This is a genomic window from Chromobacterium indicum (genome assembly GCF_039708975.1).
In the GTDB taxonomy this organism is placed as follows: Bacteria; Pseudomonadota; Gammaproteobacteria; order Burkholderiales; family Chromobacteriaceae; genus Chromobacterium; species Chromobacterium piscinae.
Map to the genome: position 1 here is coordinate 241,927 of NZ_JAYFSJ010000005.1, position 20,831 is coordinate 262,757.

Sequence of the window (20,831 nt, forward strand, 5' to 3'; positions counted from 1 at the left end):
GTTGCGCCGCAGCCCGCCGCATCGGATGCGGCTATCGGGCCGGGGGCGAATGCCGAGTCGCCCTTCCGGCGCGCCGGGCGGAGCAACCTACGCCGCCGCGTCGACGATCCTGATGCCGTGGCAACGGTGCAGCTCGCTCAGGATATAGATCCCGATATTGGGACTCCAACTCGCGTCCAGCAAATTCAGCAAGGCGTCCACGCGAAGGATCTCGCCGTCATTGATCTTCGCGATGAATGGAATCAGGCAGGAGAAGTACCTGAATTCGATTTTGTGGCCTCGGACATAGATATACATCTTCTCGGTGGCGATGGATTCGCGCAGCAGGATATTGTACGGTTTTTCAATCTGAATCCAGTCCTGCAGCGCAAGATTGACGCGGTCTTCCCGCGGGAAGGGCGCGTTCCTGTAGCCGGCGTTGCTATGCACGCAGTAACGCCAGTCCTGATAGGTTTTCCTGAGCAGCTCGCTGTAGCTCAGCTGCTTGTACTCATCGGCAACCTGGTATTTTTCGACGATGTGGTCAATCCCGCTGGTGTCGTCGAGCGGGGTGGTGTCGTATTGAAAATCGTCGGTGGCTTCAACGGGAATCTGCTTGATGATGCGCTGATGCAGATGTTTTGCCAGATGGTCATCGGTATGGTTGTAGCGCCAGATAGTGATGCCGATGGATAGGTCATCCTGCTGGCCGATATGGTAAGTGCCTTCCGGCATGTAATAGATGTCGCCGCTTTCAAATTGATACTCTTTCGCGTACGGCCGCAGCTCATTGAAATTTTTCTTGGTCAAGCCATGCGTCGCCAGAAGGTCGCGATACTGTTTGGGGTCCCAGACATACATGGTCTTGCCGGCGGGACCAAGATGGAAGTGCATGACGCTCTCACCTCTTTTATCCTGATGTATGCCAAGCGGGGTCTTGTCGTAGTTGCCGACGAAGATGGTGAACTGGGCTCCGCCGCGCGGATACCCTATTTTCTCAAAAAATGGGGACAAGCAAATGGCTATCTCGCTTGTCAATTTCAGATCGAATTTTTCGCCGGAGTTAAGAATGATGCCGAATTTCTTGCCGCCAAAAACGCGATCCGTCCACTGTTCCAATGTTTCCGCATCGTGGGGAGCACGTTCGAAGAAATCCTCCATCTCTTCGAAATCCAATTGCCGGCCTTCAACGTAAACCCGATACCCGAACTGGGTGGTTTTTAGTTTTCCAAGCTGGGAAAGTATGCCCATCACGCTCTGTTTGTATGATTCCACCCTGTCCTGGCTGATGGCGTTTTTTATTACAGCCGGTTGGTTGAGGCTGTCAGTTTGAGTAATGAATTTATCCCACCAGGTGTTGCTGAATTCTGTATTGTGAGTTTTTTTCTCGGATTCAGTCACTGTAGTCTTTCCAGAGGCGCGTGGTTCGATACTGCGGTGAGGGACAGGCTGGTCGAAAGCAAGCGCGATATGGAACTTCATATCGCAGCTTGCTTTCAAGTGTTGGAATCAGCTGGGTTGCCCAGGCGATTCCTCACTTTGCGGCATTAGTCTTGTTGCTGTTGTTGTTGCTCTTGCTGTTCCACCTGGTTAAGGCGGCCGCCGGAAACAGAGATTTCTTCCGCGGGAGTCAGGACCTGGATACCCAGAAAGTCCTTGATGTCTTCTTCTTTGGTGAAGTCGGCAACTTGCTTTTGATTCGACATGGTTTTTCCTCTAGTGATGTAAGTTGTTATGACGGACAACTTTTCCGTTACTGCCACATCTACCCAGGCGAATCGCGCCTGGGCAAATTTTGAATCGCGCTGCCAGCCTGTCAAAATAGAAGGCCGCTTTAGCTAAAAGGCAGGGATGCCAGAATCATGTCAATGAATGTGACGGAGTCTGATTAATTCGAGGATTATGTTTTCATGATGTCATTGTCATTACTTTTGCAAGTTGCGATCGACTTTGTCAATGCGCACGAATATGACGATGGGCTTGTTGCGGCGGGGTGTCTCAACATCACAACAAGCAGCTGGCCGAGCCTCCACTCTGCTGGAGGAGGCTATGGGCATGCGGAATAAGACCGTGCGGCGATGCCACGCGACGATCCGCTTCCGCAGTCGGCTTGCCGGCGCGCATGGGGTGAAGGGGCGGCATGGCGCTGGAGGCTAGCCGGCAGTGGCCGGCTCCGCTTGCGCGCTGCGCTTGCGTCGGCGCATCCAGTAGTCCAGCACCAGTCGTTCCGGCAGGTTCAGCTTGAATGACGGGCAGCCGGTTTCGCCGTTGTACCACAGCTTGGCGCAGCCGCCGCCGCAGACGGGAAACAGCGGGCAGCGGGGACAGGGCGACAGGCCGGTCCGGATATCGGTGTACCACTCTCTGGTGACCGCTTTGTCGTTGCGGACTTGGTCGATATTGCGGATGTGGCCGATCTTGTATTTGGGCGCATCGTATTTGGGCGTATACGGAAACTCGTAGCAGGGGTAGATATTGCCGTAGGCGTCGTAGACCTCGGCGTCGGGCATCACCACCATGCAGGGCGCGATGGAGCGGGCCGGCAGGATGCGGTCGAATTCAAAACCCCGCCGGATCGCATGCGCCGTCCAGTCTATTTCCCGAGCGGCGAAGTCCGCCGCCGCCAGGCTGTCGCGGTCGGCCTGGTTGCCGCCCCAATCCACCACCGGGCGAAAATCCAGCCCCACATTGCGCGCCGCCAGTCCCCGACCGGCCAGCAGGTCTATCAGATCGGCAACCTTGTCCTGGTTGTGGCGGTTGATATTGATGCGGATCGTGACGCCGCTGCGATTGGCGCTGAATTCGGGCATGCCGGTCACGTCGACCAGATTTTGCAGGATGATGTCGAAACTGCCGCCGCCGGCCTTGACCGGCCGCATCAGGTCGTGGGTGTGGCCGATGCCGTCCAGCGTGATCTGGAAGCTGTTGACGCGTTGTCGCTGCAGGCGCAGATACACGTCGGGTTTGAAGCTGAGCCCGTTGGTGACCATGGAGGCGAAGAAATGGACGCCGGCCGGCCCGCATTGTTCAATCAGCTGGCCGCTGATGTCCTCTATCTGCTTCAGCGCCAGAATGGGCTCGCCGCCATACCAGTTGATCGCCAGCCTGGTGTAGGACTTGCGCCGCAGCGTGTCCATGATGCGGGCGACGATGCGGGCGGAGGTGTCGTCATCCAGGTTCTTCTTGACGTGCTGCTGGCCGCAGTACCCGCAGCCCAGCTGGCAATTGGCGGTAGGCTGCAATGTCAGGCTGAGGGTATGGGTTTCGCGTATGCCGCGCTGGTTCTTTTCCAGCAGGTCCAGGAATTCGTCGCTGGTGGGCGGGACCAGCACCTCGTCGGCCCGCAATTGCTGCAGCGTCGCCTGATCGATGCGGTCGAACTCGCCGGCGAGCAGGTTGCGATAGATCCTTTCCTTGACCAGCAGCGACTTGCCGGTCCGGCTGGCGAACAGCAGGCGGGAAGGATCGGAATGGTGGGCCGGACTGACGATGTCCGAGGCGATCAGGTATCGGGACAGAACGTATTCGCCATGCATGCTGGCTCTCCCAGGTCATCGGAACGGCAAGGCCATGCGGGCGACGCAGGCGGCCCGGCCACTGCCATGGCCTGGGGCGGGCCGCCTTTGTCGTTTCGGAGCGGCGGGCTGAAGGGCGCATCGCGTATTTTCCCGCTTCGCGCGGCGCGCCGAATCCTGCCTGCCGCGGTCAGCCGGCTGGGCCTGCCTTAGCCGGAGAAGCCCTTGTCACACCTGACATAACCCGAGTCGCATTGCGTCGGATCCTCTTCCATTTCGCCGCCGGAAACGAATTCTAGGTCCTGGTCGGCGATTTCGTGCATGGTCGACGACGATTCTTCGCCCAGCTCGTCCAGCATGGTTTGCAAGCTCTGATTCTTCATATGCGTCTCCTAAGTGGCTCAGGCTGCTAGTTTTGCGACATCAAGCCCGGATCGGTCGCATGGCAAAGGATGTTCCGGCATCGGCCCGCGATCAGCCCGGCGTGACGGCGATGCCGCGATAACGGTGCAGCAGGCCGAGCAGGTAGTGGACTTTCTTTTCGGCCAGCGGGTCGTCGACCATCGCGACGATGTCTGCGACGGCGAGTTTGCCGCCGCCGTTCAACCTGTCGACGATGCCCTCCAGCCCCGGGAAGTTGCCGAGTGAGATCTTGGTGCCGCGGACATAGAGCTCCAGCCGGCCGGCTTCGGGCGCCGGGCGGCACAGCATCCGGTACGGCGGTTCGATGGCGATGCGGCTGTCGGCATGCATCGTGGGTTTGTCCTCGCGCGGCACCGGGCTGTTGCGGTAGCCGCCATTGCTGAACAGCGAGTAGCGCAGGTCGCGATAGACATCGCGCATCAGCGCGCGCAGATCGCCGTCGCTCGGCAGCGCCAGCAGCGACAGCGCGGATTCGACGGCGCCGATATCGTCTATCGGCCGCCGGTCGGCCTTCAGCATGATCCCGGATGGCCGCAGATGGGCTTCCCGGACGCGGTGCAGCAGTTCGCAGGCGAAGTCGTGATCGGAGCGGTTGTAGAACCAGCAGGCGATGCCGATGGACAGCTGGTCCTGCATGCCCAGATGGAACATGTTCTCCGGCATGAAGTAGAGCTGGCCCTCGCCGAAGGTGTGGCGGACTGCGCTGGGCAGGTGCGGCGCGATGTTCATATTGTTGAGGCGCTTCTCGCCGGGCGCGGTGACATAGTCGTCGTCGCCCCAGGTGTACATGGTTTTGGGACCGGGGCCGAGGTGGAAATGGATCACGCTCTTGCCGGGCGAGTCCTTGTGTATGCCCAGCGGCGTCATGTCGTAGTTGCCGAGGAATACCGTGAACAGAATGCCTTCGGTCGGCATGCCTATCATTTTCAGCGCCGGCTCCAGGATGTGCGCGATCGCCTGGGACAGGCCGGGGCTGAACTTTTCGCCCCGGTTCAGGATGATGCCGAACTTGCGCTCGCCGAAGGCGCGGCGCACCCAGTCCTCGATGTCTTCATGGGGCTGCGGATGCAGGGAGAAGTGTTCGTCAATATCGTCCACCTGCCGGCCGTCCAGCCACAGGCGGTAGCCGTATTTCGCCTGGTGCACCTGGCCGACCTCGGCCAGGATGTCCAGCACCTGGCGGCGCATGATGCGCGCCTGCCGCGCGTCCAGCGCGTCGGTGAAGACGCAGGGCCGGCTCATCTGTTCGGTGCGGGCAAGGAAGCCGGTCCACCAGTCGGCATCGAATTGTTGCCGCAAGCGGTCCGGAGTGAGGCTGTCGTCTATCGTTTCATTCTCGCGGGGGTGATACATGCTTGGCTCCCTGGCGCGGGTGCGAGTGGGGGAAGGCGATCAGTCCGATGGCGGGTCTAGCCGGCGGATGCCGCGCCAGCGGAGCAGCTCGGCCAGGAGGTGCAGGCCTATCTTGTCTGGCCAGCGCGGGTCTAACAGGCCCAGCAGGTCTGCCACGACGCAGGCTTCGCCCTGGTTCAGCCTGTCCAGCAATGAGATCAGGCCGGGATGGCGGTTCATTTCCAGCTTGTTGCCGCGTACGTAGACGGCCATCCGGCCTGGCATCGTATCCCGCGTCAGGATGCGGTACGGAGTTTCCGCCTGCACCAGGTCGGATCGGGTCAGCAGGGCTGCCGGCTCCAGGGGAAAGGGCGAATTGCGATAGCCGGCGTTGCTGGCCAGGCAATGGCGCCAGTCCAGATAGGCCTTGCGCAGCAGCTGTTCGTAATTCGATGCGCGGTACTCTTCCGGCAGGTGGCGCGCAGCGAGGACGGCGTCCAGACCGCCGGCCTGATTCGGCGGCGAGGGGTCATGGACGATGGCTTCGTCCGGCGGTCCGGCTATCTGCTTGAGCAGGAAGGCGTGCAGACTCTCGGCCAGGGCCTGGTTGGTATGGGTGTATTGCCAGACGGTGATGCCTATCGACAATTCGCTCTGCGCGCCGATGTGGAAAGTGCCTTCCGGCATGAAGAACAGGTCGCCGGTTTCGAAGTGGAAGGTCCTGGCGTGGGGGCGCAATGCGGAAAAGTCGCGTTTGTTCATGCCTGCTGCTTCGGTCAGCCCGCGGTACTGTTCCGGGTCCCACAGGTACATGGTTTTGGCGCCGGGGCCGACATGGAAATGGATGACGTTTTCGCCGCGCCGGTCCTGATGGATGCCGAGCGGGGTTTTGTCGTAATTGCCAATGAAGATGCTGAATTGGACGCCGTCCCGCGGCAGGCCGATTTTCTCGAACAGCGGCGCCAGCATCCGCGCGATGTCGCGCGATAGCTCGTGGTGGAATTTCTCTCCGGCGTTGAGAATGATGCCGAAGGGCGTGTCGGGAAATACCCGGCCGCTCCAGTCCTCCAGGCTTTCGCCCGGCTGTGGAGGATTGTCGTAGATGCGCTCCATTTCATCGCGGCCCAGCAGCCGGCCCGCCGCGTATATGCGGAGGCCATAACGATTGGTGCGCAGATTCGCCAGGGTGGCGAGGATGTCCAGCACGGCCTGCCGAAATGCCACGACATGGCTCGGGCCGAGAGCGGCCTTGAACACGATGGGGCTGCTCAGTTGCCTGGACTCTTGCAGAAAGTCTTCCCACCATGCGTCGCTGAAGCTTGGAGCGTGTCTGTCCATCGCATGCATTCCTCGAATGGCGGTCGGCTGAGCAGGGGGCGGAGCGCCCGGCCCCGCGAGGGGGCGGGCATCGGAACGGTGTTCCTCAAGGCGGGCTCAATGATGGGTGAGCCGGCCTGGCATGGATCATTGCGCCTTGTGGACGTGATCGTGATCCTCGTGCTGTACCTCGCCGCCGGAAACAGCGGCTTCCTCCAGCGGGGACAGAACGGTGATGCCGAGGATGTCGGCGATTTCCTGGTCCTGGTCCAGTTCGGTCTGCTCCACTTGCTTGTCGGTTTGCATGGTGTTTCTCCTAATGCGTGTGTGGGGGTCGACAAAGGCCGGCCCGAACGCGTCACCGAATGGATCCCGAAGCCTAGTTGTGGCCGAGCGGTGGGTGCGGCATGGATCAATTCCATTGATGACAGTGAACTATTGGACGGGGCCGATGGGGAAACAACCCGGGCGATTACGGATACGCGGCAGCGGTGAAACTGCGCCGCCTTGTCTGCATCGCGCAACAGATCAGTAATCCTTGCCCAGCATGGTTATTGCCGATGGAGGAGGCGGAGCTTGTTCGAAATGACGGTTATCGGCCAGTCCTAATGGACAGTGTGGCGCGCATGTAGTCCGTGATGAGAATTTAAAGAAGGAGACCAAGTTGCCGCGGCGGCCGTCCAAACATTATGGAGCGGGGGTGCCGGTGCGCGTCTCTTGTTGCTTAAAATGCCAATGGAATTAATGGTAGAGTGTCGAATCTCCGCATGCCGCAGCGCGGCATGCCTACCAAAGGCGTCCTATCCGTGCCACTTTTTCGTTCCGCCGCTCTCAGCCACGCCTCCGACCGGCGTTATGGCCGCATCGTGCTGCTGCGTCCCGCCAGCTTCGCCTGGCTGACCGGCGTGTTTGCGCTGATCGCCATCGCCATCGTCCTGTTCTTCGTATTGGCTAGTTACACCCGCAAGGCACAGGTGCCGGGCGTACTGCTGCCCAGCCTGGGCCTGATCCGGCTGCAGCCGGCGCAGTCCGGCGTGGTGGCCGAGGTGAGGGTGCGCGAGGGCCAGCAAGTGCGGGCCGGCGATGTGCTGTTCGTGCTCGGCAACGAGCGCGAGAGCGCCACCCGCGGCGACGCCGGGCGCGAGATCACCGCGCTGCTGCAATCGCGGCGCGACAGCCTGGCCGGCGACCAGGCGATGCTGCGCATGCAGGCCAGGCAAAAACAGGAGACGCTGCGGCGCAAGGCGGACGACCTGGCGCGCGAGCTGCAGCGGATGGACGAACAGATCGGCCTGCAGCGGCGGCGGGTGGCGCTGGCCGAGGACACGCTGCAGCGCAACCGCAAGCTGCTGGCGTCGCAGTTCATCTCCGCCGCCGCGCTGCAGGACAAGCAAGCGGAGGTGATAGACCAGCAGACCAAGCTGGCCGATCTGCAGCGCAGCCGCGCCGCCCTGCAGAGCGAGCACGACGCGGCCTTGTCCGATCTGGGCGACCTGCAGCTGCAAGCCAAACGCGACGAGGCGGCGGCGCAGCGCGGCATGGCGGAGCTGGAGCAGGACCTGACCGAGAACGAAGCCAAGCGCAAATTGCTGGTGCGGGCGCCGCAGGCCGGCATGGTCAGCGGCATCGCCGCCCAGGCCGGCCAGACTGTGGCGTCCGGACAGACGCTGGCGAATCTGTCGCCGGCCGGCTCGCCGCTGGAGGCGGAGCTGTACGCGCCGTCGCGCGCCGCCGGCTTCGTCAAGCCGGGCATGGCGGTGCTGATCCGCTACCAGGCTTATCCCTACCAGAAGTTCGGCCAGTTCAAGGGCACGGTGCGCGAAGTGTCGCGCAGCGCGCTGCGGCCGGAGGAGCTGTACCTGCCCGGCGGCCAGGGCGGCTCCGGCGAGCAGCTGTACCGGGTGCGGGTGAGGCTGGAGCGCCAGAGCGTCATCACCTACGGCCAGAACCAGTCCTTGAAGGCCGGCATGGCGCTGGACGCCAGCGTGCTGCTGGAGCGGCGCAAGCTGTACGAATGGGTGCTGGAGCCGCTCTACAGCATCAGCGGAAAGGTGTGAGATGAGCCATCAGCAACCGACCTTGCGATTCTGGGGCCGCCGCCGGCTGCCGCTGCTGTTGCAGACCGAGGCCGCCGAATGCGGCCTGGCCAGCCTGGCGATGGTGGCCGGCTATTGGGGGCACCGCATCGATCTGGCCAATATGCGCCGCCGTTTCTCGGTATCGCTGAAGGGCAGCACGCTGAAGAGCCTGATCGCGATGGCCCAGGGGCTGGGCTTGGCGTCGCGGCCGCTGAAGCTGGACCTGCAGCACCTGCCGCAGTTGAAGCTGCCCTGCGTGCTGCATTGGGACATGAACCATTTCGTGGTGTTGAAACAGGTGTCGGCGCGACACATCGTCATCCACGATCCGGGAGTGGGCGAGCGCAAGCTGAGCCTGGACGAGGCGTCCAAGCATTTCACCGGCGTGGCGCTGGAACTGACGCCGGACACCTCGTTCCGCAAGACCGAGGAGAAGCTGCAGTTCAGCTTGCTGTCGCTGATGGGCCGGGTGGACGGCCTGGGCGGTGGCTTGCTCCAGTTGCTGTTGCTGGGCCTGGCGCTGCAGGTATGCGCGCTGGCCGCGCCGTTCTATTTGCAGTGGGTGGTGGACGAGGCGCTGGTGGCCGCCGACCGCGACCTGATCACCGTGCTGGGCATCGGTTTCCTGCTGCTGGTGCTGTTGCAGACCGCGATCGGCGCGGTGCGTTCCTGGGCGACCACGGCGCTGGCCACCAGCCTCAATTTCCAGTGGCTGGGCAACGCCTTCGCCCACCTGATGCGCTTGCCGCTGCCGTGGTTCGAGAAGCGCCATCTGGGCGACATCACTTCGCGCTTCGGCTCGATCCAGACCATCCAGAAAAGCCTGACCACCCAGTTCGTGGAAGGGGTGATCGATGGTTTGCTGGTGATCGCCACGCTGATCGTGATGCTGCTGTACAGCGCGCCGCTGGCCATGGTGAGCCTGATCGCGGTGGCCTTGTACGCGCTGCTGCGCTGGAGCATCTTCCGCGCGCTGCGCGAGGCCACCGCCGAGCAGATCATCCACGCGTCGCGGCAGAGCACCCATTTCATCGAATCGGCGCGCGGCGCGCAGAGCGTGCGGCTGTTCGGCCGCCAGGAGGAGCGGCGCATCGGCTGGATGAACGCGCTGGCCGAGCAGTTCAACGCCGATTTGCGCATCGCCCGGCTCAGCCTGTCGTTCCAGACCGCCAATGCGCTGCTGTTCAACGCCGAGCGGGTGATCGTGGTGTGGCTGGCGGCGCTGGCGGTGATGGATGGCCGCTTCTCGGCGGGCATGCTGTTCGCCTTCCTCAGCTACAAGGACCAGTTCAGCCAGCGCATCGCCGCGCTGATAGACAAGCTGTTCGAGCTGCGCATGCTGCGGCTGCACGGCGAACGCGTCGCCGACATCCTGCTGACCGAGCCGGAGCCGGAACTGAACGACGTCGAGATCGATCCGGCCCATGTCCAGGCGGCGATCGAGCTGCGCAACGTGTCCTTTCGCTACTCCGACAGCGAACCCTATGTGCTGCGCGAGCTGAGCCTGGCGATTCCGGCCGGCCAGTGCCTGGCCGTCACCGGCGCCTCCGGCTGCGGCAAGACTACGTTGCTGAAGCTGATCCTGGGCCTGATGGAGCCGACCGAGGGTGAGGTGCTGATTGGCGGCGTGCCGCTCAGGCAGCTGGGCCTGGGCAATTATCGCCAAATGCTGGGCACGGTGATGCAGGACGATCTGCTGTTCTCCGGCTCCATCGCCGACAACATCTGTTTTTTCGATCCGCAACCTGATCAGGAGCGCATCCGCCGTTGCGCCGGTTTCGCCGCCATCCACGACGAAATCATGGAAATGCCGATGAACTACAACACCCTGGTCGGCGACATCGGCTCCGGCCTGTCCGGCGGCCAGAAGCAGCGCGTGCTGCTGGCGCGGGCGCTGTACAAGCAGCCGCGGCTGTTGGTGCTGGACGAGGCCACCAGCCATCTGGACGTATGGAACGAGCAACTGGTCAACGCCGCGGTGCGGGATATCGACATGACGCGCATCCTGGTCGCCCACCGGCCGGAAACCATCGCGATGGCCGAGCGGGTGGTGGTGCTGGAACAGGGGCGTATCGTGCAGGATTCTCCGGCGGCGGCTGCGGCGGAACAGCGGAGGGCGAGGGCCGGCGGCGGTCCCGGGCGGGCCGGCGATCATGTAGAATGACCGGGCCCGGCGGCACCCGCAGACGCTCCGCCGCGCATCCCCATATTCCGCGGCGCGGCCCGCGCCGCCAGACAAGGAAAACCTCATGTCCCGCAATCTGGAACTGTTCGAACGTGGCAAGCAAGTGATCCCCGGCGGCGTCAATTCGCCGGTGCGCGCCTTTGGCCAAGTCGGCGGCACGCCGCGTTTCGTCGCCCGCGCCGAGGGCGCCTATTTCTGGGACGCCGACGGCAAACAGTATCTGGATTATGTCGGCTCCTGGGGGCCTGCCATCGTCGGCCACGCTCATCCCGAGGTGGTGAAGGCGGTGCAGGACGCCGCCGTCGGTGGCCTGTCGTTCGGCGCGCCGACCGAGGGCGAAGTGGTGATCGCCGAGGAAATCTGCAAGCTGCTGCCGTCGGTCGAGCAGGTGCGCCTGGTGTCGTCCGGCACCGAGGCGACCATGACCGCGATCCGCCTGGCGCGCGGCTTCACCGGCCGCGACCTGATCGTCAAGTTCGAGGGCTGCTACCACGGCCATTCCGACAGCCTGCTGGTCAAGGCCGGCTCCGGCCTGCTGACTTTCGGCAATCCGTCCTCCGGCGGCGTGCCGGCCGACTTCACCAAGCACACGCTGGTGCTGCAGTACAACGACGTGGAGCAACTGGCGCGCACCTTCGCCGAAATCGGCGACAAGATCGCCTGCGTGATCCTGGAGCCGATCGCCGGGAACATGAATCTGATCCAGCCGTCGGCCGAGTTCGTGCAGGCGCTGCGCAGCCTGACCGAGCAACATGGCGCGGTGCTGATCTACGACGAAGTGATGACCGGCTTCCGCGTGGCGAAAGGCTGCGCCCAGGGCCTGCATGGCGTCACGCCGGATCTGACCACCTTGGGCAAGGTGGTGGGCGGCGGCATGCCGCTGGCGGCCTTTGGCGGCCGTGCCGACATCATGGGCAAGATCGCGCCGCTGGGCACCGTCTACCAGGCCGGCACCCTGTCCGGAAACCCGCTGTCCGTCGCCGCCGGCATGGCCACGCTGAAGCTGATCCAGCAGCCTGGATTCTATGAAACGCTGGGCAGCCGCACCGCCCGACTGGCCCAGGGCCTGGCCGAAGAAGCGCGGAAAGCCGGCGTCACGCTGTCCACCGACAGCGTCGGCGGCATGTTCGGCTTCTATTTCAGCGACAAGGCGCCCAAGTCCTACGCCGAGGCCACCGGTTGCGACATCGAGCGCTTCAAGCGCTTCTTCCACGCGATGCTGGACGAGGGCATCTACTTCGCGCCGTCGGCCTACGAGGCCGGCTTCGTCTCCGCCGCGCACAGCGACGACATGATCGAGCAAACCCTCGCCGCTGCCGGCAGGGCTTTCGCCCGCATCTGAGCGATTCGCGGCAGAAAAGAACCAGGGAGCTTCGGCTCCCTTTTTTCATGGCGCTGGAAAAAACGGGGCGAGTTGGTAATATTGCCCCGAATGAAAAAAATATTCGGACCCGATGGGTCCACGGGACATTGCGGCAGTGAAGGGGATGTGGATGGAAAGGAAGACCAGGCTGCGCCTGGCCGCCGGCGGCGTCGCGCTGGCGGTCGCGATCCTGGCCGGAGGCTTGCTGCTGCGAGGCGGCGATCAGGTCAAAGTGGAGAGATTGGCGCTGGCGGACGCGTCCGCGCGGAGGCTGGCGGCCGGCATCATGAACCGCGCTTACGGCGGCGAGCAGCATGATCCTCAACGGAACTGCTGGCATTATCTGCGCGAGGACGGCGGCGATTACTGCCTGCGGCCATTGACGCTGGACCGCGTCGCGTCCGGCGGCGAACGCCGGCTGTATCTGTTGGCCAGCGGTGCCAAGGATGCCGCGCGCGACGAAGACCTGAGCGGCCTGGTCGGCGCTTTCGTTGTCGACGCCGACACCCTGGCGCCGATCGCCGGCAGCCGGGAGCTGGATTTCCTCAACCATCGCGCCGCCGGCCCCGAGCAGGCGCAGCTGCTGCGCCTGTCCCGCGACGGCTATATGGGCTGGTTCGCGGCCGGAAGCGACGCATCCGAGGATTTCCCGCAGTTTTACGCGCCCAAAGACGACAAGGTGGTGGCAATCGGCGGCGACGTGTTCGGCCGCGACGCCGATACCATCGCCGGGATGAAGTTCGTTTACCAGCTCGACAGCGCCCGGGGCGAGGCCGCGGCCTACCCCTTGTCGGCGATCGTCCGCGACGGCAAAGGCAAGCAGCTGGCCAGCTTCGATTTCCGCTTCGACCGCCGCCGTTGGGAATATGTCTGCGCCGATGTCGACTGCCGGGTGCGCGCCGGCCTGCCGACGCGGCCGGAGCGCGAGGCGCAGGCCCAGGGGCCGGACACGCCGGCGGCCGATGCCAACGAGGCCTTGTTCGGCAAGGGGCGCAAGCTGTCGGATGTCGATCTGCAAGATGTACTGGCGCAGCTCGATATGCGCTACGTCTCGCAGGACGGCGAGGCGGGATTCGTCGGCCCGAACGGTTGCGACGATCCCTATCCATTGAATGGCCATTTCGAACGCGACGGCGGACAAGAGCAGTTATGGGTGCGCGGCGGAAATGGCTGCACCTCGGGCGCGGCCGGCGCTTCCGTCTGGGTCTTCGTCCGCGACGGCGGGGGCCGCCTGCGCGCCAATCTGGGCATGCCGGCCGCCCAGGTGCGCCGCACGCGGGACGTGTCGGCGGGCGTGCATGATCTGCGCGCCGGCTCGGCGGGTTTTTGCGACCGCTTGTGGCGCTGGAACGGCAAGGCCTTCGTTCATCTGTTGAACATTCCCACCCAGACAGGCGGCTGCGACGGCGGCAGCGCGTAGCGGTTCAGTGAGATGACGGCAGCCCAGGCTGCCGTTTCTCATGGCGCTTTGCAGCGCGGGCCGAATCCGGCAACATCGGCCCACCTTCCGTTTCTCGATGCGCAATGACCGAACCGCAATCCTCTTCCCGCCTGATCTGGCGCTTGCGCCTGGCCGACTCCGGCGCCCAGCTGCAGCCCTTGCTGCAAACCGCCGGCCCCGAGGGCTGGAGCCGCGGCCGCGCCTGTTCGCTGTCCGGCCTGCTGCAAGACCAGGCCGAGGCGGTGCGGCCGCACGACCTGCCGTTGTTGCGCCAGCTGCTGGCCCTGCTGGAGAGGCACGACGGCGACGCCGGCCTGATAGACGCCGCGCCGTTGCTGCCGGCGCTGGTCGACCATCCGCTGCTGTTCGACGCCGACGCGCCGGCGCGGCGCATCCGCGTCGAGGCCGGCCAAGCGGCGCTGCAGATGGAGCGGGTTGGCGCGGAGTTGCGGCTGAAGCTGCTGCCGGAAGGCCTGGCCAATTGCGGCGGCGCGCTTTGGCGGCGGCCGCAGCCGGAGCGGCTGCTGGTCTACCAGCTGACCGACGAGCTGAAAGCGCTGGCCGATCTGGTCGGCCACGGCCTGGCCGTGCCGTGGCAGGCGCGGCAGCGGGTGCTGGAGGCGATACGCGATGTCGCGCCCGGCCTGCCGCTGGTGGACGCCAGTCCGGCTTTCGATCCGGAACTGCCCAGCGAAGCGGCCGATCCGGCCTTGTACGCGCTGCTGACCCGCCAGCCGGAAGGCCTGCGGCTACAGCTCAAGGTCAAGCCGCATCCGGCTGCCGGCTGGAGCGCGCCGGGCCGCGGCGCGGCAGGGCTGGTGCTGGACATCGACGGCGAGTACCGCCAATTCGTCCGCGACCTGGCCGGTGAAGCCTCCCGCCTGCGCGCGCTGCGCGAGGCCTGCCCGGCGATCGGACGCGGCCAGCGCGACGGCGACGGCTGGCTGTTCGCAGACCAGCATTCGGCCTTGTCGCTGCTGGCGCAATTGCAGGCGGCCGGCGAGGCGCGCGTCGTCTGCCTGTGGCCGCATGGCGACAAGATCCGCCTGGCCGCCGCCGACGGCATGCCGCAGCTGAAGCTGAAAGTGAAGCGGCGCGGCGGCTGGCTGCAGGCCGACGGCGAGCTGGAGCTGGACGACGGCCGCATCCTGACCTTGCGCCATCTGCTGGCGGCGCTGGCCAGCCAGAAGGGCAAGTATCTGCAACTGTCCGACGGCGACTGGCTGATGCTGTCCGGCAGCCTGGGCGAGCGCCTGGGCGAGCTGGCCCGCCTGGTGGACCACGCCGGCCCGGACGGATTGGCGATCAGTCCGCTGGCCGGCCCGCGCCTGCAGGCGCTGGGCGAGGACGCCGGGCAATTCGATGGCGACGACGGCTGGCAGCGACAGGCGGCGCGCTGGCGCGAGGCGGCTGTTTTCGATCCCGAGGTCCCGGCGACGCTGAACGCCACGCTGCGGCCTTACCAACTGCAAGGCTTTGCCTGGATGGCGCGGCTGGCGCACTGGGGCATGGGGGCGTGCCTCGCCGACGACATGGGCCTGGGCAAGACGGTGCAGACGCTGTCCTTGTTGCTGACCCGCGCCCATCTGGGTCCGCAGCTGGCGGTGGCGCCGACTTCGGTGGCGCTGAACTGGCTGGCCGAGGCCGCCCGCTTCGCGCCCAGCCTGCGCTTGCGCGCCTACCATCAGCAGCGGCGCTTGGACGATGTTGGGCCGGGCGATCTGGTGATCGTCAGCTACGGCCTGCTGCAGCGGGAGGCCGAGGCGTTCGGCGACGTGCATTGGGCGTCGGTGGTGCTGGACGAGGCGCAGGCGATCAAGAACCCGCAAAGCCAGCGCGCCCTGGTGGCACAAAGCCTGCGCGCCGATTTTCGCCTGGCCGCCAGCGGCACGCCGGTGGAAAACCATCTGGGCGAGCTGTGGAGCCTGTTCCGCTTCATCGCGCCCGGGCTGCTCGGCAATCTGGCGCAGTTCGAGCAGCGCTACGCCCAGCCGATCGCCGACGGCGACGAAACCGCGCGCGCGCAATTGAAGGCGTTGATCCAGCCCTATCTGCTGCGCCGGACCAAGCGGGAGGTGCTGACCGAGCTGCCGCCCAAGACCGAGACTACGCGCTTGATCGAATTGTCCGAACAGGAGCGCCACGTCTACGAGGCGATGCGGCAGGAAGCCCTGGCCCGCGTGGCCGAGGCCGATCCGGCCGCCGGCGGCCAGAGCATGCAGGCGCTGGCCGAACTGACCCGGCTGCGGCGCTTTTGCTGCCATCCCAGGCTCACCCAGCCCGACAGCGCGCTGCCGGCCAGCAAGCTGGCGGCTTTCGCCGAGATTTGCGAGGAACTGCTGGACAACGGCCACAAGGCGCTGGTGTTCAGCCAGTTCGTCGACCACCTGGCGCTGGCGGCCGAGCACCTGAAGCAGCAAGGCATCCGCTTCCATTATCTGGACGGCGGCACGCCGACCAAGCAGCGCAAGGCCAGCATGGACGCCTTCCAGGCCGGCGACGGCGACATGTTCCTGATCAGCTTGAAGGCCGGCGGCACCGGCCTCAACCTCACCGCCGCCGACTACGTGATCCATCTGGACCCGTGGTGGAACCCGGCGGTGGAAGACCAGGCATCCGATCGCGCCTACCGCATGGGCCAGCAGCGGCCGGTGACGGTGTACCGGCTGGTGGCGGCCGGCACTATCGAAGAAAAGATTGTCGAGCTGCACCGCGACAAGCGGGCATTGGCCGACAGCCTGCTGGCCGGCGGCGACGCCAGCGCCAGGCTGGACGGCGAGGCGTTGCTGGCCTTGCTGCGCGGCGATGTCCGGTAATGGGACAATTGCCTGTTTACAATTGAATTGGCATGATGGCAGCCATCTTCATGACACCAAGGTTGCATCATGTCGCGTTACTCCCTGTTGGCCGGCGCTGTGCTGCTGGCCGCTTCCTGGCCCGCGTTGGCGGATCCCTCCATCGGCAATAACGGCTCGCAAACCATAGGTATGGGGGCCTTGTCCATCCTGGCCGCGCCTGTGGTGAGCGTGGGCGGCGCGTCGCAGGGCCATGGCGAATCGGCATTGGGCCCAGTGTTGGCGGTGACCGGCAGCGCCTATGTGATCGCCGGCATCGTCCAGGGCGTGGGCGATGTGGCCGAGCTGACGCTGGACTCGGTGCAGGGCGGCGCCAAGCTGCTGGTCAAGGTTTCCGGCTCCGCGGTGAAGGCGTCCGGCGCGGCGGTCGGCGCTTCGGTGCAGGTGACCGCCACCGCCAGCGGCACGCTGCTGGTGGCCTCGGGCAAGGTGCTGGCCTTCATCCCCAACAAGGTGGGCGAGGCGCTGCTGGAGCACTCGAGGATTCCGGGATGAAGCCGGCGCGCTTGCTTGCCGCGCTCGCGCTGACGCTGCCGGCTTTGGCCGTCGCCGGCCAGAGTTGCGAGGAGAAGCCGCTGACGCCGGAGACTTTCCGCATGGCGATGCAGACCGCGCAGAAAGTGCAGCAGCGGCTGGATCAGCTGGGCAGCGACGTGGTGGTGCTGGGCCGCATGGGCCAGGACCTCAGCCAGTACAATCTGCGCTACACCCATGCCGGCATCGTCTATCGCGCCGAGCCGGACCGCCGTTGGCGGGTGGCGCATTTGCTGAACGATTGCGGCACCGACCGCTCCGAGCTGTGGTACGAGGGGCTGGGCAATTTCTTCCTCGACGACATGTTCCGTTTCGACTCGGTGGCGCTGGTGCCGCCGCCCCAGGTGGCATCGCGCTTGCTGGCGCGGCTGAACCAGCCGGCCAAGCTGCGCGAGCTGCACACCGCGAAGTACAACCTGCTGGCCTATCCGTTCTCCACCCGTTACGAGAATTCCAACGTCTGGGTGCTGGAGCAGCTGGTGGCGGCGGAAAGCCACGAGACGGCGATACGCAGCCGCGAGCAGGCGCAGATGTGGCTGAAGCTGAACGGTTACCAGCCCACCGAGCTGAAGCTGGGGCCGATGACCCGGCTGGGCGGCCGCATGTTCAAGGCTAACGTCGCCTTCGACGACCACCCCAACGAACTGCGTTTCGCCGATCGCATCCAGACGGTGTCGGTCGATTCCATCATCCAGTTTCTCGACGCGCGCGAAGAAGGCTGGAAGGTGGAGGAGATCGCCGGGGCGCAGCCGCGCCGCTACTGAGACTTTCCTGGCTACCAGAGCTGAACGGCCCCGCGGGGCCGTTTTTGCGTTTGGCCGCATCATGAGCGTGGTGTTTAGGCCTTGCTCGCGGCGGGAGCGGGAAATGGCTGAGACGCTGCTTTTTGTTCCCGCGCCGCCAGCCAGGCACCCAGGCTGACGCTGACGAGGCCCGCCGCCAGGCTGGCGGTCAGCGGCTCGCCCAGCAGTGGCGCGGCCAGTAGGCCGGCCAGAATCGGAATCAGCGCGAACAGCACGCCCATCTTCACCGCGCCCAGCACGGCCGCCGCCCGCAGGTAGAACAGCATCGCCAGGATCGCCGCGCCCACGCCCTGGTACAGCGCCTGGAAGGCCAGCATGCCCCACGACGCCTCCGCCAGATGCTTGGGCAGCCACAACAGATAAATGGGCAGATAGAGCAGCGCGGCCATGATGGTGATCGCGCGCGTCAGCGGCCAGGCCGCGAAGCCCCAGCGCCGGGCCAGTACGCCGAACACCGCCCAGCTGACCGAAGCCGCGAGCAACATCAGATCGCCTATCCAGGCCTGGCCGGCATCGTGTCCGCCCAACTGCGGCAGCGCGCTCAGCAGCAGGCCCAGCGCGATCAGCGCATAGCCGGGCAGCTTGCGCCGTTGCGGTTTTTCACCCAGCAACGGCCAGGCGGCCAATGCCACCAGGAAGGGCTGCATGCCGGGCAACAGCAGGCCGCCGTGCGCCGCCGGCGCGAATTTGAACGCGCAATAGGCGAAGATGCTGACGCCAAGCCCGCCGAGCAAGGTCAGCAGCCACAGCCTGGCGTCGCGCAGCGCGCCGCGCGGTAGGCCGCCGCAGGCCAGCAGGATCAGCGCGGCGGTGCCGACGCGCAGCGCCAGGATGTCGGTGCCGGCCAGCGCGCTTTTGCCGGCCAGCCGCGACACGATGTTGAAGCCGGTCCAGATGGCGACGGCGCCCGCCGCCGCCAGATAGCCCTGCCTGATGCTTGGTGAGGTCATGATGATTCTCCAGATGGGTTTCCCGCATCCTAGACCGCTTCATTATTCTTAAAAAATGAATTATTGTGATTGAAATAATCTCTGGAAAAGAATGATGGAACTGGACGAGCTGAGAATCTTCCAGGCGGTGCTGCAGGAGGGCGGCATCACCCGCGCCGCGCAGCGGCTGCACCGGGTGCAGTCCAATGTCACCACCCGGCTGCGCCAGCTGGAGGACAAGCTGGGCGTGGCGCTGTTTCTGCGCGAGGGCAAGCGGCTGGTGCCCACCGCCGTCGCCTGGCGGCTCAACGATTACGCCCAGCGGCTGCTGGACCTGGCCGAGGAGGCCAGGCTGGCGATGGCGGACGCCGCGCCCAGCGGACGGCTGCGGCTGGGCGCGATGGAGAGCACGGCGGCGGCCAGGTTGGCACCGGTGCTGGCCGATTACCACGCGCGCTATCCGGCGGTGCAACTGGAATTGCAGACCGGGGAGTCGCGGACCCTGACCGTCGCGGTGCTGGACGGGCGGCTGGACGCGGCGCTGGTCAGCGGGCCGCTTGACGACGACAGGCTGGAGCAGACCGTGGTGGCGGTGGAGGATATCGTGCTGGTGGCCGCCGCCGCGCGGGGCGCGCCGTCGCTGGAAGAACTGGCCGATTCCACGCTGCTGACCTTTGGCAGCGGCTGCTCGTACCGCCAGCGGCTGGAGGCGTGGCTGCGGCGCCAGGGCGTGCAGCCGCGGCGCATCGTCGAACTGGGCTCCTACCATGCGATGCTCAGCTGCGTGGCTTGCGGCATGGGCCTGGCCTTGCTGCCCCAGGCTTTGCTGGACAGCATGCCGCAGATGGCGGCCCAGGTGTCGACGCACGCGCTGCCGGACGACCTGTCCCGCGCGCCGACCCTGCTGATCCGCCGCCGGCAGGCGCGCCAGCCGGCCTTGCAAGCGTTGGAAACGATGCTGCTGGAGCGCGCGTGGAAAGGGGGAGGCCGCCTGGGAGCTTACGCAAATAATTGATTTAAAATATTTCCCGAATGGAAAATAAATTGTAGAACTAGTTCGATGTGAAAATATTTATCCAATTTTCATATTTGTCCCGTATGATGCGCCGCGCTGGCATTTCGCCAGCCATCAAAACAAAAGCAATCATCCGGGAGAGAACATGAAGAAGGCACTCGCACTGCTGTTGTCCGCCGCTTTCGCCGCCAGCAGCGCCCAGGCGCTGGCCTGGGGCCAGGAAGGCCACCGCATCACCGGTTACATCGCCCAGCAATTGCTGAGCGCCAAGGCCAAGGCCGAAGTGGCCAAGCTGGTTCCCAACGCCGATTTCGCCCAGCTGGCGCTGTACATGGACCAGCACAAGCAGGATCTGAAGCAGACCCTGCCGGGCTCCGACCAGTGGCATTACAACGACGAGCCGGTCTGCAGCGGCGTGACCGAGGACGAGTGCCCGGACGGCAACTGCGCGTCCAACCAGATCGACCATTACCGCAAGGTGCTGGCCGACCGCGCCGCCAGCAAGGCCGACCGCGCGCAGGCGCTGACCTTCCTGATCCACATGGTGGGCGACATCCATCAGCCGCTGCACGCGGCCGACAACCTGGACCGCGGCGGCAACGACTTCAAGGTGCAGCTGCCGGGCAGCAAGAAGGTCAGCAATCTGCACTCGGTGTGGGATACCGCGCTGGTGCAGCAGGAGCTGAACGGCGCCAACGAGAAGACCTGGGCCGCCAGTGATCTGCAGCAGTACCAGCGCAACGTCGCCGGCTGGCAAAGCGGCAGCGTGATGGACTGGGTGCATGAGTCCAACCAGTACGCGCGCGCCGACGTCTACGGCCCGCTGGCCGGCTTCAGCTGCGGCGCGTCGCCGTCCACGCCGGTTTATCTGGACAATACCTATCTGCGCGCCGGCGGCTTGCTGGTGGACCAACAGCTGGCCAAGGCCGGCGCCCGCATCGCGGCGGTGATCAACCAGGCGCTGAACTAAGCGCCGCGCCGGTTCAGGTTCCACCTGTAGCGGGCGGAACCTGATCGCGCGCATTTCCGGCGCGGCCGCGTTCGACTAAGATGGACGGCCAA

At 65.1% G+C, this 20,831-nt stretch carries 17 protein-coding genes; 9 read left to right on the forward strand and 8 right to left on the reverse strand.

From position 1 onward, the window contains the following. Positions 1-87: 87 nt before the first annotated feature. The 7 genes from VA599_RS09180 to VA599_RS09210 all read right to left on the reverse strand — a co-directional run bounded on the left by VA599_RS09180 (position 88) and on the right by VA599_RS09210 (position 6,872). Complete coding sequence (locus VA599_RS09180; protein WP_152526991.1) at positions 88-1,461, reverse strand: hypothetical protein; 1,374 nt, start codon at positions 1,459-1,461, stop codon at positions 88-90. Positions 1,462-1,526: 65 nt separating this feature from the next. Then, positions 1,527-1,685 carry a hypothetical protein gene (locus tag VA599_RS09185; RefSeq protein ID WP_021478859.1) on the reverse strand — a complete coding sequence of 53 codons (159 nt, stop codon included), beginning with the start codon at positions 1,683-1,685 and terminating at the stop codon, positions 1,527-1,529. Positions 1,686-2,132: 447 nt separating this feature from the next. Beyond that, complete coding sequence (locus VA599_RS09190) at positions 2,133-3,515, reverse strand: radical SAM/SPASM domain-containing protein (protein ID WP_346788343.1); 1,383 nt, start codon at positions 3,513-3,515, stop codon at positions 2,133-2,135. A 188-nt stretch (positions 3,516-3,703) separates the two neighbouring features. Next, positions 3,704-3,877, reverse strand: a complete 174-nt coding sequence (locus VA599_RS09195) for a hypothetical protein (RefSeq protein ID WP_021478861.1) — start codon at positions 3,875-3,877, stop codon at positions 3,704-3,706. A 91-nt stretch (positions 3,878-3,968) separates the two neighbouring features. Beyond that, positions 3,969-5,270: a hypothetical protein gene (locus VA599_RS09200; RefSeq protein WP_346788345.1), complete on the reverse strand. Its 1,302-nt coding sequence runs from the start codon at positions 5,268-5,270 to the stop codon at positions 3,969-3,971. 39 nt (positions 5,271-5,309) lie between these two features. Beyond that, a complete protein-coding gene (locus VA599_RS09205) occupies positions 5,310-6,587 on the reverse strand; it encodes a hypothetical protein (protein ID WP_021478863.1) in 1,278 nt (425 codons plus the stop codon). Between the two features lie 126 nt (positions 6,588-6,713). After that, on the reverse strand, positions 6,714-6,872 hold the full coding sequence (locus VA599_RS09210; RefSeq protein WP_021478864.1) for a hypothetical protein: 159 nt from the start codon (positions 6,870-6,872) through the stop codon (positions 6,714-6,716). 500 nt (positions 6,873-7,372) lie between these two features. Between VA599_RS09210 and VA599_RS09215 the strand changes: the two genes are divergently transcribed. The 7 genes from VA599_RS09215 (at position 7,373) to VA599_RS09245 (ending at position 17,786) form a co-directional block, all read left to right on the forward strand. Continuing rightward, entirely contained in the window at positions 7,373-8,623 is a 1,251-nt protein-coding gene (locus VA599_RS09215) for an HlyD family secretion protein (protein WP_051238512.1), read from the forward strand. Between the two features lies 1 nt (position 8,624). Further along, positions 8,625-10,808 (forward strand): peptidase domain-containing ABC transporter, encoded by a 2,184-nt coding sequence (locus VA599_RS09220; protein WP_346788346.1) that lies wholly within the window; start codon positions 8,625-8,627, stop codon positions 10,806-10,808. Between the two features lie 85 nt (positions 10,809-10,893). After that, positions 10,894-12,171: a glutamate-1-semialdehyde 2,1-aminomutase gene (hemL, locus tag VA599_RS09225; protein WP_021478867.1), complete on the forward strand. Its 1,278-nt coding sequence runs from the start codon at positions 10,894-10,896 to the stop codon at positions 12,169-12,171. A gap of 151 nt (positions 12,172-12,322) precedes the next feature. Then, on the forward strand, positions 12,323-13,612 hold the full coding sequence (locus VA599_RS09230; RefSeq protein ID WP_346788347.1) for a hypothetical protein: 1,290 nt from the start codon (positions 12,323-12,325) through the stop codon (positions 13,610-13,612). 104 nt (positions 13,613-13,716) lie between these two features. Continuing rightward, complete coding sequence (locus VA599_RS09235; protein ID WP_346788348.1) at positions 13,717-16,449, forward strand: DEAD/DEAH box helicase; 2,733 nt, start codon at positions 13,717-13,719, stop codon at positions 16,447-16,449. Between the two features lie 69 nt (positions 16,450-16,518). Beyond that, positions 16,519-16,983: a hypothetical protein gene (locus VA599_RS09240; protein WP_158677473.1), complete on the forward strand. Its 465-nt coding sequence runs from the start codon at positions 16,519-16,521 to the stop codon at positions 16,981-16,983. Continuing rightward, entirely contained in the window at positions 16,980-17,786 is an 807-nt protein-coding gene (locus tag VA599_RS09245) for a DUF2145 domain-containing protein (protein ID WP_104945900.1), read from the forward strand. The genes VA599_RS09240 and VA599_RS09245 overlap by 4 nt, the downstream gene beginning before the upstream one ends. Before the next feature lie 74 nt (positions 17,787-17,860). Here the strand turns inward: VA599_RS09245 and VA599_RS09250 are convergent, their stop codons facing one another. Beyond that, on the reverse strand, positions 17,861-18,775 hold the full coding sequence (locus VA599_RS09250) for a DMT family transporter (RefSeq protein ID WP_021478872.1): 915 nt from the start codon (positions 18,773-18,775) through the stop codon (positions 17,861-17,863). 91 nt (positions 18,776-18,866) lie between these two features. Here VA599_RS09250 and VA599_RS09255 point away from each other — a divergent pair, with 91 nt between their 5' ends. Beyond that, positions 18,867-19,769, forward strand: a complete 903-nt coding sequence (locus VA599_RS09255) for a LysR family transcriptional regulator (protein ID WP_346788349.1) — start codon at positions 18,867-18,869, stop codon at positions 19,767-19,769. A 145-nt stretch (positions 19,770-19,914) separates the two neighbouring features. Further along, positions 19,915-20,739 (forward strand): S1/P1 nuclease, encoded by an 825-nt coding sequence (locus VA599_RS09260; RefSeq protein ID WP_021478874.1) that lies wholly within the window; start codon positions 19,915-19,917, stop codon positions 20,737-20,739. Positions 20,740-20,831 lie beyond the last annotated feature (92 nt).